Here is a 14,157-nt window from a genome sequence, read left to right as displayed (position 1 = left end):
TCACCCTTTCGTTCCTGAAGGATACTGTAAATAGGTTTTTTTAAGTTCATTAGCAACTCGTGTCAACGAATATAGGCTTTTGGCTTTATCCCATGCGGAGCGCGAAAGCTCATAACGATAAGCCGGATCAGATATCACCTTCTCTAATGCATCAGCAAGAGCAATCTCATCGTCAGGACTGACCAATAAACCATTCACACCATCTTCAATCTGCTCCGGTATTCCGCCCACATTTGTCCCCACTAAAGCCAGGCAGCTAAGTGCCGCTTCCGCAAACACTGAACCGAACGCCTCCGCCCGAGAGGGCAATACGAAAATATCAAAGAATGGCATGAATTCTTCAGGGTGCAGCGTATATCCGTAAAAGATCGTTTCATTATAGATCCCTAAATGCTGGGCCATCTTTTCCAGATCCGCACGTGAAGGACCGTCGCCAATAATATGCAGTACATACTCATGGCCGCGATTTTTAAGCTCCGCGCAAGCGTTGAGTAATATATCTATTCCTTTAGCCGGAACCAGACGTGTCACGGTCACTAGCTGCGGAATAGCGTTATCATGCGGAACAGGCTTAAATCTTTTTTCATCAAAACCATTCGGTATAACACCTATATTAGAAGGATCAATAATATAAGGGGCCACATACTCTGCAAAAGATCGCGACACCGTCATTAATCGATCACTAACATGCTCAAGTTCACGATAAAGTGAGACTAGAAAACGATGCTCCAAGCCATCCTCGGAAATCGCTCCATTTAGAATCAATTCCCGCTCGTAACTGGAATGCAGGGTATGAATTAACGGAGTATCAGGGAACACTTTTTTCATCGCTAAGCCAGCAATCGGATGATGAGAATGAATAAGATCATAAGGCTTACTCATCCGCAGTTTTGTCCACCATAAATAATCACGATAGGTCTGAATATATTTCTGAACGATCGGACTTTCTCCATACTGCGTCCAATCAAACGTCTCGAATATTACTTCCTCATGCCCCTTATTGCGAATCCGCTTAGGCAGCCAAAACAAATCCATCTCCCAACGGCTTGAACGGAATCTTTCCTGAAGATAAGGGATCATAGATGATACACCACCGGGTTGCTCCGGCGGGAAGAAGAGCGCTTGCAGCAAATTCATATGGTACATCCCCTTTACAATTGCCCTGTGTACTGTAAGACTTGGCAATTATGATATAGTTGAATATATGTAGAATTTCAGGTACGATTACGTTCCCCATACCTTGATTTTATCGGTATAAACATGAAACAGCAACTAAGAAAAAGGAGAATGATCTATGAAGGAAGAACAGCTGCCTGCCTCTTACACCGCATCTATTAAAGAAATGCTGGGGCAAGAGGCAGATGCTTTTCTAGAAAGTTATTCAGCGCCACGAACTCAAGGACTGCGCTTTAATCCGCTAAAAAGCACCTCAGCCATAGGCCAAGTTGCGGTGGACCGTACAGTCTCACAATTTAATTTGAAGCCTATCCCATGGTGCCAGGGCGGGTTTTATTATGATGAGCCCGCTCGACCAGGCAGACATCCGTACCATGCCGCTGGACTATATTATATTCAGGAGCCTTCCGCAATGTCCGCAGCTGAACTGCTGGCACCTGAACCCGGTGAAACCGTCCTCGATCTTGCAGCAGCCCCTGGAGGTAAAACTACGCATATCGCTGGTTTAATGCAGGGACAAGGCCTCTTAATCTCTAATGAAATCCATCCGGAACGCGCAAAAATTCTAGCAGAGAACGTTGAACGTCTGGGCATTAAGAATACCCTCGTAACCTGTGCAACACCAGAACAGCTATCTGCGCGTTTCCCGCAAGCTTTTGACCGAATTATGCTGGATGCTCCTTGTTCTGGAGAAGGCATGTTCCGAAAAGATCCAAAAGCCATTCAAGAATGGTCTCCTGCTCATGTAGTTATGTGCGCAGCGAGACAATGGGATATCCTGCAAGACGCCTACATTATGCTTAAACCAGGGGGTACTTTAGCTTACTCTACCTGCACCTTTAACCGTCAAGAGAATGAAGTAACCATTGCTCGATTGACGGCTAGTTACCCCGATATGGAACTTCTCACCTGCAAACGCCTTTGGCCGCATTTAGAAAAGGGCGAAGGTCACTTTGTTGCACTCCTGCGTAAGCAAATTGACACTGTATCCGTGAATGACGATGCCAACCGCAACGCCAAAAAACGCCGAAGCAAAAACAACCCAAAAACTAATTCTTCTGTACGTGATGCCTACCAGCTTTTTCAAGACTGGGCTGCGGTAGAACTGCCTGGTCTTTCATGCCAAGGTGTACCCCTGCTCTTCGGCGAATCTCTTTATTTGCTGCCAGAATCCTTTAATGGCAACCTCCATACCGGGCTGCTGGACGGACTGCGTATTCCACGAGCTGGACTACATATTGCCCATTTGAAGAAAAATCGGATTGAACCTGCTCATGCATTAGCTATGGCACTTCAGCCCATCCAAGCATCACGAAGCTTTGATCTCAGCAGTGAGGGCCCGGAAATACATGCTTGGCTCCGCGGTGAAAGCCTGCCTGTCCCCAGCGAATTACATGGATGGACGCTTGTAACTTTAGATGGTTTGCCAATTAGTTGGGGCAAGGCGAGTTTAGGCCAGCTTAAAAATCATCTCCCTAAAGGATTACGTATCCTAAAAGCCCATATTGACGAGCAATAGGCCATAGACCAGTGCAACAGGCCCTCTTCGGCATATGATGTCATTATCTCAGAAAGCTGCGACACCAGTCACAGCAATTGAGAAGAAGACATAAGTTGAGGAGGAATAAATCATGGGTGAATTTCAAGGAGGAGCTTTCACTTCGACCGGAGCGATTTTGGTACTTTTCATCTTGCTGGTCATCATTTCCCGTTCGTTGTTTGTTTAAAACCTTCCCGGCTTAATTAGCTGGTGAAACGAAGCGGCTGTGTCGTCCTTTTTTGGGGCGGTGCGGCCGCTTTATTTCTTTCCGACATAACATCTCCATTTGTTATTCTCGTGAATATTTACCGTCTGAAAGCCCGATTTCCGTAATAACTGCTCCATCTCTTCGTTCTTAGTGAATTGCTTCATATGATAATTGATTTTATAGATCTCAGAAATAATAACAAATGTACCGCCTGCTATCAGCACCCTAAATGCTTCACTTATATCTTGTTCGAGGTCCAGCCAGAAATAATGCGTCTGAATCGCTGTGATCGTCCCAAAAAATCCATCGTTGAACGGTGATGCTGGTATGTGTCTGATTCATGATTTTGATCATGATATTTCCTACGAACCCTCTAGGATTCTTGGCTTGCTCAATCAGCGCATTCAATAAACCCATATTTGTACCTTCCAATCAATTGGCCATACCAGCAGCCTGATCCCTTGATATATGTTCCGTAAGATTTTCTGCTGTAACTGCCCACTTATCTGCTTGATACTCTATTTTATGAATACTAGTATATGAAGTCGGGAAATGAGCATTCTTATTCGTCCACGTTAGCCCTTTTAAAATATGGTATATAACATTAATTACGCCACCATGAGTGACCATAATTACATTTTCATTTGGATCAGTACTCTCCAGTTCATTACATAGTTTTGAGAAACTTGAACTTATTCGCGTAAAAAATTCCTGGGGACTTTCTCCTCCTGGAAATCTCTCATCCATTCTTAAAGCCGAGAAATAAAGACCCGGGTATCGTTCATTTGCGATTTCATGGGGCATTCCAGCGATTACACCATTGTTCGTTTCTCTCCAATACTGGCTGCTTTCAACAGGCAAATTAAGCTCTCTGGCGATCTCATTTGCTGTATCTAACGCACGTTGCAAATCACTACAAAGAATACGGGTTATGTTAAAGCTAGATTGATTTTCCTTAAGATAATATCCAAGACGTTCGGCTTGTCTATATCCCTCTACTACAAGTCCACGTTGACTCCAACCCCCACGAAAGCCTTCTTCATCTATTCCATGCCTTATAAAATATATAGCCATCGATTGTATACCTCCTGAACAAGATTGTTATACATTTGCATTAAACTTCGAAAACGCTTGTTTTTTAAGTTGATCCCAATTGGGCGTTGCAATGTTTGCTTGTTGCTTCAAAATATCAAATGAATCAAACAAAGCTGCTATTTCGCTGAAAGAACCGTCCACTAATTTCATAAACGGTAATTTATGAATTATTGTCAGACCATAATATACAGCCTGCTTGTGCTTCCGAACAAAGTTAACTTGCCCTGCTGGAGTGACAGTATAACCTAATTGCTCCATGATTTGAAACCCCTCGTCCATTACTGAAATGGCTTGTTTTAATAGCTTCTTATCTTTGGATACCTTTTTCAAATCCCCGTCATGCAGATAACTAAGGGAGTTCAAAGCCACTATAGGCACGATATGACTTTTGAGCCAAGCATCCATATCCTCATGATAAGTTAGCTTATACTTAACATTTTTAAACGCATCATCCAGTACAGGCTTTATTGGAATCTCACCGTCTAAACTGCCAAGTACCATTTGCCCTCCTGCGTGTATTTTGATAACGCGACCGCTCGTTTCCCGAATTCCTGCACTAAGCTGAAATCCGAAGAGTATATTTTTCCTCACATTGCTCATTTCCTGTAGATCCTTTTGCATGCCAGGAGCATCGCCATTGTTCCCCACAAGAATTATATTCTGACTCTGATTCTCAGCTAGAATAGGTAGCACAGATGGAAAATCATTATATTTCATAACAACAAAAATAAGATCATAGAGATCATCGGATCGAAGCGTAGAGATGACCTTTACTGTATCCACAGTGTTTTTAATTTGAAAATAATGGCGAAGCACAAGTCCGTCTTTCGTCAATTGCTCTGCTCGCTTTCCTCTGGCAAGCATGGTGACATCATTTCCCCCACGCACTAGAACATGTGCAAGATAGCTGCCTAATACTCCCGCTCCAAAAACTAAAACTCTCATATTTAACTCCTCTATCCCTTTTTAGACATTTGTTGAATTTTGATCAACTGTTCGATAAAATTAGATTATCACATCTCCGGTAGGGTTCAATCGTTAGTTTGATCGGGTTTGTTGATTTTTCAACAGAATACAATACATTGTTTAATAAAAAGGGAGTCTTACCATGGACAGAAGAATTAAAAAAAACCAAACAGCCATCATGAATGCATTAATTCAACTGATGGCTGAAAAAGATTTTGAAAAAATAACGATCAACGAAATCGCAGAGCGCGCTGATGTAAACCGCGGAACGATTTATTCCCATTATGCGGATAAATACGATCTGATGGATAAATGTCTGGAGGCTCAGCTCCGGCAACTAATCGAAAGCTGCTCCGCAGTGGAGGATGAAACCGAACCTAATCCCTCGAAGGCGTCATTGCTCCGCACGCTGGAACAATTGGAGGAGAATGCTCTCTTTTATAAGACTTTATTAAGAAACAAAGCTTTACTCTCCTTTAGAAACCAATTACAAGAAATGATAAATGAGCAGATTAAGGTACAATTTTTAGAAAACAATTTTAACCTGGATGAGCTGAGTAAAGATATATCTGTGCAATTTTTGAGTTCGGCGACTGTCGGAGTGATTGAATGGTGGTTTACTCATAGTAATCCTTGCTCTGCAAAAGAGATCACTGAAAAGTTATGGTCCATGGTCGATCTAAATCTGCAGATGATCCGTTCTCAAGCTTGAATATGCTCTCCCGTATCCATCTCATAAATGGAGCTGATGATTTTTTCAATGGGAATCTCCTTAATAGATATATCAAGGATCTCTACCTTTTCGCTAAGAATATGCAGAAACTCGCCCATTTTACATTGCTCGGTATCGATCAGCAGCTCCACTTCGTAATCCGATATTCTTTCCGATATCAGAGTCCCAGGCAGATCAATATCTCCAATAGTTGTGGCGGCTGAAAGCCTAACTACTTTTTTGGCGCCCAGATGCAGTCGAAGTTCAGAAAACTTGTCGTCATATACTTTTTTCCCTTGATGAATTATAAGTACTCTTTGAACCAAACGCTCTACATCTTCCAAGTCATGTGTTGTCAGAATAAATGTGGTGCCTTCCTGATTCATTTGCTTAATGAATTCTCTGATTCTTTGTTTAGCTATCACATCCAGCCCGATCGTCGGCTCATCCAAAAAAACCACAGGTGGTGAATGAAGCATCGCCATAATAAACTCGCATTTCATTCGTTCTCCCAGGGAAAGGGTTCGTGTGGGTTTAGTGATAATATCGCCAATCTCAAACATGTTTACAAATCGGTCTAGTCTTGTACGAAAGTCGTTCGTAGGAATATCATAGATTTCCTTGTTCATATAAAAGCTATCCAAAGGGGGTATGTCCCATATTAACTGCGATTTCTGTCCGAACAATACCCCGATTTGTTTTACATATTGATTTTTCTGCTTATGAGGGTTGTACCCTAGAACATTTATTTCGCCCGAGGTAGGATAGAGAACGCCTGTCAGCATTTTAATAGTCGTAGATTTCCCCGCACCGTTTGGACCCAGAATGCCAATGATTTCTCCTTTTCCAACACTGAACGAAAGATCTTCTACAGAGGTAATGATCGATTTTTCACGGTGAAACAGACTTTTAAATACGCTTTTTGCATCTTGTCCACGGTGATAGGTTTCATATTGCTTGGTTAAGTTCTTGACGGTAATAATGTCCAAGTGAAATTCTCCTTCTTAGAGCTAAACTAATCTTTTATCCTCCGGCGCTTTTGTAACTGCGAAGCATGTATGTATAGAGCCAAATTCCGAAGGCAGCAAATAACACACAAGGGATAATCGCTATAAAAAAATAGGGTTCCCATCGGCCAATCAGTGTAGATGCTGGAAAGTAAGCAATCATGGAAACCGGAAACAGAAAAGAACTCACGGCTACGACTGCTTTAGGAAAAATCGTCCCTGGATAACGTCCAAAAGACTTAATGCTCTCAAACATCTCCGGCAAGCGGGAATTCGCTACCCATTTGAAGGAAATCGCTGCCACAATAAGCGCCACGCCGAACATAACAAGCAGCCCTGCGCCAAACAACAACAGGAACAATAACCAAGAGCCGATGGTCATCCCATCGATTCCGCTAAGTGCGTATACGAACATGATTACTCCTCCGCCTAAAAGCCCGATACTTTCGAACTCAAAAGATCTGGCCAACAGCAGAAAAAGGCTCGAGGTCGGTTTAATTAATACCACTTCCAAAGTCCCTTCTACAACATGAGACATCGTATTCCACATAATTCCGTTAAAAAAAATCCCGGCACAAGCCGTAGACAGAATAAAAACGGATTGAATCAACAGCGCCTCTTTAAAGGTCCAACCTGCAAATGAAGCATTCGAATTATAAATGAATACCGTTACTAGAGGAAACAGCACATTCCCTATGAGCATGATAAGACTATTAAGAATAAAATTAACACGATAAGTGATAGCAGAAGCAATATTCGCCTTCATGCAGGTTTTATATATTTGATACATACGTTTCATGCGCCCACCCCCGTAAAATGCTTAAGCGACACCGCATACAGCACCCGGCAGACAACTCCGGCAATAATTACCGCTATGAGCTGCAGCAATAACACTTGAGGAATAGGTAAGGTTATATCCGCTAAAGTATAGCTACCTGTATAGACCATTGCGGGAAGAAAGGCCGTGTATTGAAAGGGTAAGAAAAAGGACGCCATTTGTAAGGATTTTGGGAAAAATACTAATGGAATCAGCGATCCTGAAAATATCCCTTCGCAAAGATTAAAAAAATTACGAATACTAGAGGATTGCACCATCCAAAAAGCGACCATTCCAATACTATAATGAATGAAAAAATTCATCATAAACGCCATAGCTATCGAAAGAATCGCGTATAGTAAATTTGCAGGTAAGACATCAATATGAAAAATAAAGAAAAAGATCATAAAGCAGGGTAAAAATTCAAATAAAAGCCCAAGTACCCTATGCCCTGCCTTCTGAGACAAAGCAAAGAACATATGATTTAGCGGTCTTAACGAAAACGTAATGAATTTCCCGGTGCGAATAAGCATTTGTAAATTCCAATCGGCAAAATCCATCGTCAAATAGTTGATCAACATCGTAGCACAAAAATAGGAAAGCATTTGGGAGAGAGACATCCCGTTGATGTAAGATTCCCCGCTATAAACAGCACTCCATATATAATACTGCACTAAAAAGTACACTGGGCCAACAAAAATAGAAACCATCGAATGCGTCCTGTACGCACTCCATTCCTTATAAGTAACAAAAGCAACCGCCCTCATAATACGAAAGCGGTGCTTTATCATCTCAAACATAAGTCACATCCTGCCTATCTATAGATATCACATAAAAAAAGTCTTTTTCTTATTCAAGTCCGGACCAGATCACATTGTGAGTGCCAAATACCGCTCTACCGTCCCATACCCCTTTGTGAAAAGGAAGATACCAAACGGCAATCAGCTTTTCAACCGGGTCAACGAATAAGGCACAGGCCCCAGCCCCTTCGTGAAAAAAAGTGCCTTCAGAGTAAGAAGTACTCACATTATAGCGAAGGTCTGGTCCAAGTCCGTATGGTCGATCCGCTCCTGCATCTCCCCATGCATAGTTTGGGATTTTCTCAGAATTAAACCGCTTGGTCATTCTTTGTACCGCCATACGGCTTAAGATATGCCCCCCTTCGTATTCCCCTTGATTAAGCAGCATAATCCCGAACTTTTGCAGATCAGCAACTGTGGAATATAACCCACCACCAGTTTCGGGAACGTTGATTTCTTCCTCAGACCTTTGTCCCGCATCCGTAATTTCCCCGTTTTGCAGCTTCTGAAGATATTCCTTAGCCCTTTCCGAACGAATGGCGATCCTACCAGCTTTTTCTGCTGGTATATCAAAGAAGGTATCTTTCATGCCTAACGGTTTTACAATGTGGTCCATTATGTATTTTTCTGCAAAAACACCTGTTATTTTCTCGATAATTGCGCCCAAAATCGCGTATCCAAACGATGAATACATCCATTGAGTCCCTACCGGAAAATGAATCCCTTTAGATAGACCGGCTTTAATCCAGTTTTCTTTTCCAAGCTCTGATTCAAAAATATACCACCATGCACTTTTATAGTAAGTATCACTTATAGTGCCAGGATCGGGAGCGATGCCAGAGGTATGAGTCAGTAAATGTGCAATGGTAATCGGCTTAAAAGGGTCGGCATCAAACTCTGGAAGAATAGAACTCACAGGCTGCCCCATAAAAATCTTACCATCATCCGCAAGCTGCCAAATCGCTGTCGCCGTAAATAGCTTCGTAATTGAAGCAACACGAAAAATTGTATCCGTTTTCATTTCCTGGGTGCTTTCTTCTTCGTAACTGAAACGACCTCCGGCAGCACTAGCAAAGATTTTCCCGTAACGACTAAGAGAATAAATATAACCATCGACTACTTTTTTATCACAGAGATCCTCATAAAAATGATTAACTACCTCTAAACGGTCCTCCCTGTAATTCACTTCGTTCAGCTTGCTAAGCTCTGTGGATGATAACATTATTCGCACTCCCCCTTATTATTCAATAAAATACATGATGCATAAATATCTTGCAATAAAACCCAAATAATTGAAAGGGTGATTTTACATATAACTATTTTATACTGCTCCAATAATTCTGTAACAGTAATGCTGTAATCTCGTTAACGGTTTGTCGTTAGAGATTTAACTAGTGCCATTCCACTAACCAGACCAAAAACTATTCCATCATGTATGGTTGCGAATTTGAATATCTCCATATTCGAAATGTTAAAATACATTACTAAAGTTGGATACATAAGCAGAAGAAAACTTGGAAGAAACACAATAAACAACAGAAGCCAATTAACAACAAAAGCTTTAGGTAATCCTTCTAATAACGCCAGATAGATCCCATAGACAAACGGAACAATAGCCGTGATCCATACAGTATTTTCTAATTGATAGTTCTTTTGTGCCTCTTCAGTGTAATGACTAATTAGCGAGTTTCCATAATGTAATAAGAGCGCCCCCACTATGATCCAGACAAGATAATATAAAAGTTTTGAATTCCGCATCTTCATGAAATCACTCCATTTCTTTTTATATAGTTCATTAGAATGTCTCCATTTAACTTACCATATAATCCATACTTTGGATATTACATTAAAGTAAACTGGCCCTAACTAAAAAGGCTACCTCTCGGCAGCCCTTAATTGAATTCCAACTCCCCTGGAGGATAAGTTTATCTGCGAGGCATGGTGACGCCAGCTTTGTTATTATATTTTTCCGTAGCTTCCTTGATGACCTCGTTGCCGCCCTTAGAAAGCCACTCTTCCACAACCTTCGGCCAGTCGCTGATAGGTTCCTTGCCATATACCATCTTTACCATGTGCGTCAGCAGTACCGGAGGAGCCGTGTCCGAGTTAGGTGCAATGTCTGGATTCTTCACCAAGGCATCTAGCCGCGGGTCGAACTGAATTCCGTCACGGCCTTCGTTAGCCAGAATAGTATCGTATACATTGATCAAGCTTCTACCTTCTTCTGTCATGTTAAGGACACCCTTATTATAAGTAGTATCCTGCACCATCCAGAGGAATGACTGGCGGTAGCGCTCCTCATCTATAGCGGCGGAATCCGCAGGAGAAGTGTATACGATTTTGCCGTTCTCTTCCTTATAGGTTTCGTCCTTAATCCCAAAGGTAAAGAAGGTTTCTGCCTCTTCGCTCAGCATCCAGTCAAAAAATTTCACGATATCCGCAGCATTCTTCGTACCTTCCTTTATAAAGTAGGTGCGCGTGGCGGAGCCGTACAAGTAGGAGCCTCCTTTTCCATCAGGTCCCACTGGCGAAGGAATAATCTCCAGCTTGGCGGATGGCGTCGTAGCCTTCAGTTGCTGCTCCCACTGCAGAAGCTCGTTGGCATTCATCGTCCACATGCCCGCTTTGCCTGAGAGAATCGCATTTTTGTAGTTGGTCGGGTTAATGGTGGCAAATTCCTTGTTGATCAAACCCTCTGTATACATGGTGTTGTAGGTTTGTAACGCCTTCATCATATTTTCGCTATCCATAAACTTCGGCTGAACCTGGCCGTTTACTTCCTCGAACATAGTCAGATACGGAAAAACATCATAAGCGCCAAAGAAAGCATCCGCATATTTGAAGTCTTGACGGCCCATGTACGGGTTCTCTATCCCCAGCTTTTTGAAGGCACGCAACACAGTCAAGTACTCATCGACCGTTTTTGGAACCTGCAAGCCGGTTTGATCCAGCAGGTCCTTGCGAATCCAAGTCGCCCGGCGGGAGGGATTGGATAGAAACTCCGGTATTGCATAAATTTTTCCTTGATAGGTGACGTTCTCCCAAGCTTCCTTTGGGATTACTTTCAAAAGGTTCTGGCCGTTTTGCTGCAGCAGATCATCCAAGGGCATGAACACACCAGCTTCAACAGAACCAGCCATCTCCTTGCCATTTACGCCACCCGAACCTTGAACGACATCCGGTATATCATTAGTAGCGAACATCTGCACCATTTTCTGCTCGAACTCTTTATGAGGAACCAACACAATATCCAAGTCTGTGTTTGTCATCTCCTCCAGCTTTTTCACCCATTTGTCCTTATTCAAGTCGGGTGATTTCTCAACATAGTTAAAAGCCAGCGTCCGCATCGAGATCGAGAATTCAGTTTTCTGCGGCGTATTTGATGCGCCTCCGGCAGTCTCTTCTTTGTCCTTGTTCGAGCAACCTGCAATAACGGTAGCACCCATTACGATAGCCAGACAGATGCCAATCCATTTTTTCATAATATAACCCTCTCCTTGTACAATGGGGTGTATACGTAAAATGAAGATATCTTAAGACTAATAAGCTTTTGGGATCTCAACCCGGTGGGTAATCCCCTGATTCGTAAAGTAGACATGAACCCCATGGTCCTGATCGTCCATAAAGTACGATACGTAATCCCGGCTTCCTGCTTTTTGGGGAATCAGAAGAGTGACGATCCGATGGCTTACGGCCTCTTGAGTAGAGGCAGTCAAATGCCAATGCTCGGGCAGCCCTTCCCATTCTTTCGGATCTACATCTGTAAATTGATTGCTTTGGCTAAGTGTCATTTCTCCCGAGGAACTATAGACAAATCTGCCCTCCAACTGAGCTTTTTTACCATGTACTTTAAAAGATTGATCCTTCAGCTTCATGGGATACAGCGTATGAAACAGCCAATCCAATTTTCCCGGACGTTCCAGCTCGACACTGTCTGTGATAACGAAGTAAGCGCTATTAAAGAAAAATATTTCCCGCACATACCGCTTGATATAGGGCACATTCTCGCGGTAGGCTTCGGTGGCATCCATTTGCGTGTAGTTGATTCCGGGCGTACTATACGCCTTCAACACCTTGCCGTAGGCTGCCATGTTCTTCGACTTGTCCGTGCCAGCATATTGGCCTTTGCCGTCAATAAGAATTGCGTTCTTGGAGCGGGTCTGCCTGCGCCACTGCATATGCATCGTACTGTTGAATGCAACGTAATAGCCGCTTTCAATAGCCAAGGGCTCGCCGAAGGCATGCAGCAGGAAGGCGTTTTGATCCCCATGGCTATGGCTCACTGAGCCGTAACGGCTGCTCTTGGTCAACAGCATGATATGTTCCTGCGGATCCTCCATCCGATGATGCATGGCCACCCATCCCACATCCTGAAACCACTTCAAAGGTTCTGCAGCCACCGGTGGCTCTGAAGAAATCTGCGGATAATCTGTGCGATAAACCATCTCATCGAACCGGAAATCCCACCAGCCGTAGTTATAGAAGATCATCTGGGTGTCAGGGTTCAGTTCCTTAGTTTGCTCAAAATACCATTGGTACTGGCCATTCCCGGTTAAACCCGCGAATTGACGGATATTGAAGCCCGTTTTGAGATTGACCGGATCTCCCAGTGACGATTGATCGCCGAAGCTGGCCCTCATGGTATCCGGACTGAAGCAATAGAGCGGAAAGTCACCTGTTTTGCGAAAGAAAGGACGGTCATAGAAATTGATTGCCATGTATTTGCGAATTAGATTGAGCGCCTCCGTAACGAATGCCATCTGAGTGGTCCAATACATCGGACCTTCTGCCCACCCGCCATCTTTGCCACCCCATGGGGTATACATGGCGGAGAAGTACTCCAGCGTATAATCAAGCCATTCCTGCGCCTTCTCCTCCTCACCCAACATGGAAATACAACAGGGTACGAGTACAGAGGATAAAGAGCGGATCGCATGGCTGTCATAAGGAACTTGATGGATGCGGGAACGTTCGATGACATGGAATGCGATCTGCCCGGTTCTTCGCAGTAGCGCCTGCCTTACCTTAAGGCGTTCTTCTTCCGTCAGAGAGCCGTGAAGCCAATCATAGCCCCATGCCAACGCTCCGGCTATGCGAAAGGAGCATTCATCGTTGTAATCCCGGCTGGTGGTACCATCTGTGTTCCAGCTTGCAGCATGAAGCAGCCACTCTTTAGCTTTGGCGATAAGCGCCTCGTCCTCCAACACAACTCCAGCTATAGCAAGATGCCGGATAGCATAGAAGACTTCCTGGCAGTCCATATACATCTGCCGCCAAAGTGTGGCGACACGCTTATTATCTGGATACGGTGCAGGCTCGGGAATAAGCTCGCGCTTTGTCCAGGGTAGAACGGAATGCTTCAGGAAGTCTTCCCAGCCAGTTGAAATGGGGTCTTGGCGGACAACTTCCCGGTAAGACGGAAGTTGCTCCGATTGAAGCCAAAGCCGCGGATGGTTGGCGGAAGCAGCTGAATATCGTTCTGTACGGAAAGGCAGTGGCGTTAGCGGCAATTCATCCTCCACCACAAAAGCTCTTACTTTACTCCACTCGGAACGGATATCATTCTCCCCGATAAGACTATATCGCCAATAATACGAGCCGGGCGCCAACGGCTTATCCGGGGTAAACAAATTATAGGGAATTCTACTGTAGGTCAACGTATCTTCAGACTCAAATTCAGTTTTTGAGGAGATCTGCAGCTCATACATGCTCTCTTCCAGACAAGCAGGCATCCAAGTAAACCGCGGAGGATTCTCTCCAACATCTGTATGTTCATCTGGCCCATATGACAGGTCGAGTACGCCGCTGGTAGGTTGAAATAAAGGTTCTAACATCT

General features: G+C 43.6%; 13 protein-coding genes and 1 pseudogene. 3 read left to right on the top strand and 11 right to left on the bottom strand.

The features are described 5' to 3' along the window. On the bottom strand, positions 1-1,137 hold the full coding sequence (locus tag MHI25_RS11270) for a glycosyltransferase family 4 protein (RefSeq protein WP_076191391.1): 1,137 nt from the start codon (positions 1,135-1,137) through the stop codon (positions 1-3). A gap of 157 nt (positions 1,138-1,294) precedes the next feature. On the opposite strand from MHI25_RS11270, the gene MHI25_RS11265 reads away from it, so the two are divergent. Together MHI25_RS11265 and MHI25_RS11260 are read left to right on the top strand one after the other, a co-directional pair. Next, positions 1,295-2,695 carry an RsmB/NOP family class I SAM-dependent RNA methyltransferase gene (locus MHI25_RS11265; RefSeq protein WP_076280942.1) on the top strand — a complete coding sequence of 467 codons (1,401 nt, stop codon included), beginning with the start codon at positions 1,295-1,297 and terminating at the stop codon, positions 2,693-2,695. Between the two features lie 112 nt (positions 2,696-2,807). Further along, entirely contained in the window at positions 2,808-2,903 is a 96-nt protein-coding gene (locus MHI25_RS11260; RefSeq protein ID WP_081383126.1) for a sporulation protein YjcZ, read from the top strand. Between the two features lie 71 nt (positions 2,904-2,974). Here the strand turns inward: MHI25_RS11260 and MHI25_RS11255 are convergent. The 3 genes and pseudogenes from MHI25_RS11255 to MHI25_RS11245 form a co-directional block, all read right to left on the bottom strand. Next, positions 2,975-3,341: pseudogene (locus MHI25_RS11255) on the bottom strand (methyltransferase domain-containing protein). A gap of 15 nt (positions 3,342-3,356) precedes the next feature. Next, the gene (locus MHI25_RS11250; RefSeq protein WP_076191382.1) at positions 3,357-3,998 is read right to left on the bottom strand and encodes a histidine phosphatase family protein; all 642 of its coding nucleotides are present in this window, start codon (positions 3,996-3,998) and stop codon (positions 3,357-3,359) included. Between the two features lie 27 nt (positions 3,999-4,025). Further along, entirely contained in the window at positions 4,026-4,964 is a 939-nt protein-coding gene (locus MHI25_RS11245; protein ID WP_076130143.1) for a 2-dehydropantoate 2-reductase N-terminal domain-containing protein, read from the bottom strand. A 163-nt stretch (positions 4,965-5,127) separates the two neighbouring features. Here MHI25_RS11245 and MHI25_RS11240 point away from each other — a divergent pair, with 163 nt between their 5' ends. Further along, positions 5,128-5,697, top strand: coding sequence for a TetR/AcrR family transcriptional regulator (locus MHI25_RS11240; protein WP_076309873.1), 570 nt, complete (start codon positions 5,128-5,130; stop codon positions 5,695-5,697). On the opposite strand, the gene MHI25_RS11235 is transcribed toward MHI25_RS11240, so the two are convergent. The 7 genes from MHI25_RS11235 to MHI25_RS11205 form a co-directional block, all read right to left on the bottom strand. After that, the gene (locus tag MHI25_RS11235; protein ID WP_248549246.1) at positions 5,688-6,686 is read right to left on the bottom strand and encodes an ATP-binding cassette domain-containing protein; all 999 of its coding nucleotides are present in this window, start codon (positions 6,684-6,686) and stop codon (positions 5,688-5,690) included. The genes MHI25_RS11240 and MHI25_RS11235 overlap by 10 nt on opposite strands. 34 nt (positions 6,687-6,720) lie before the next feature. Next, entirely contained in the window at positions 6,721-7,503 is a 783-nt protein-coding gene (locus tag MHI25_RS11230; protein WP_036689373.1) for an ABC-2 family transporter protein, read from the bottom strand. Then, positions 7,500-8,321 carry an ABC-2 family transporter protein gene (locus tag MHI25_RS11225; protein WP_076191374.1) on the bottom strand — a complete coding sequence of 274 codons (822 nt, stop codon included), beginning with the start codon at positions 8,319-8,321 and terminating at the stop codon, positions 7,500-7,502. The genes MHI25_RS11230 and MHI25_RS11225 overlap by 4 nt, the downstream gene beginning before the upstream one ends. Positions 8,322-8,370: 49 nt before the next feature. Continuing rightward, positions 8,371-9,543: a serine hydrolase domain-containing protein gene (locus MHI25_RS11220; protein ID WP_340395415.1), complete on the bottom strand. Its 1,173-nt coding sequence runs from the start codon at positions 9,541-9,543 to the stop codon at positions 8,371-8,373. Positions 9,544-9,686: 143 nt separating this feature from the next. Beyond that, complete coding sequence (locus tag MHI25_RS11215; RefSeq protein WP_339190482.1) at positions 9,687-10,079, bottom strand: hypothetical protein; 393 nt, start codon at positions 10,077-10,079, stop codon at positions 9,687-9,689. Between the two features lie 167 nt (positions 10,080-10,246). Beyond that, the gene (locus MHI25_RS11210; RefSeq protein ID WP_076191366.1) at positions 10,247-11,803 is read right to left on the bottom strand and encodes an extracellular solute-binding protein; all 1,557 of its coding nucleotides are present in this window, start codon (positions 11,801-11,803) and stop codon (positions 10,247-10,249) included. Positions 11,804-11,860: 57 nt separating this feature from the next. Next, positions 11,861-14,155 (bottom strand): DUF4962 domain-containing protein, encoded by a 2,295-nt coding sequence (locus MHI25_RS11205; protein ID WP_340395414.1) that lies wholly within the window; start codon positions 14,153-14,155, stop codon positions 11,861-11,863. Positions 14,156-14,157 lie beyond the last annotated feature (2 nt).

It is taken from the genome of Paenibacillus sp. FSL E2-0177 (genome assembly GCF_037992975.1).
GTDB lineage: Bacteria > Bacillota > Bacilli > Paenibacillales > Paenibacillaceae > Paenibacillus_AQ > Paenibacillus_AQ odorifer.
Note: the sequence above shows the minus strand (reverse complement) of the source record. Positions and strands in the feature narration are given on the sequence as shown.

What these genes read in the sequence shown, in the direction of transcription:
- MHI25_RS11215 (WP_339190482.1), bottom strand. Translation starts at nt 10,079, where the DNA reads ATGCGGAATTCAAAACTTTTATATTATCTTGTCTGGATCATAGTGGGG.
- MHI25_RS11220 (WP_340395415.1), bottom strand. Translation starts at nt 9,543, where the DNA reads ATGTTATCATCCACAGAGCTTAGCAAGCTGAACGAAGTGAATTACAGG.
- MHI25_RS11245 (WP_076130143.1), bottom strand. Translation starts at nt 4,964, where the DNA reads ATGAGAGTTTTAGTTTTTGGAGCGGGAGTATTAGGCAGCTATCTTGCA.
- MHI25_RS11225 (WP_076191374.1), bottom strand. Translation starts at nt 8,321, where the DNA reads ATGTTTGAGATGATAAAGCACCGCTTTCGTATTATGAGGGCGGTTGCT.
- MHI25_RS11260 (WP_081383126.1), top strand. Translation starts at nt 2,808, where the DNA reads ATGGGTGAATTTCAAGGAGGAGCTTTCACTTCGACCGGAGCGATTTTG.
- MHI25_RS11240 (WP_076309873.1), top strand. Translation starts at nt 5,128, where the DNA reads ATGGACAGAAGAATTAAAAAAAACCAAACAGCCATCATGAATGCATTA.
- MHI25_RS11265 (WP_076280942.1), top strand. Translation starts at nt 1,295, where the DNA reads ATGAAGGAAGAACAGCTGCCTGCCTCTTACACCGCATCTATTAAAGAA.
- MHI25_RS11205 (WP_340395414.1), bottom strand. Translation starts at nt 14,155, where the DNA reads ATGTTAGAACCTTTATTTCAACCTACCAGCGGCGTACTCGACCTGTCA.
- MHI25_RS11250 (WP_076191382.1), bottom strand. Translation starts at nt 3,998, where the DNA reads ATGGCTATATATTTTATAAGGCATGGAATAGATGAAGAAGGCTTTCGT.
- MHI25_RS11210 (WP_076191366.1), bottom strand. Translation starts at nt 11,803, where the DNA reads ATGAAAAAATGGATTGGCATCTGTCTGGCTATCGTAATGGGTGCTACC.
- MHI25_RS11230 (WP_036689373.1), bottom strand. Translation starts at nt 7,503, where the DNA reads ATGAAACGTATGTATCAAATATATAAAACCTGCATGAAGGCGAATATT.
- MHI25_RS11270 (WP_076191391.1), bottom strand. Translation starts at nt 1,137, where the DNA reads ATGAATTTGCTGCAAGCGCTCTTCTTCCCGCCGGAGCAACCCGGTGGT.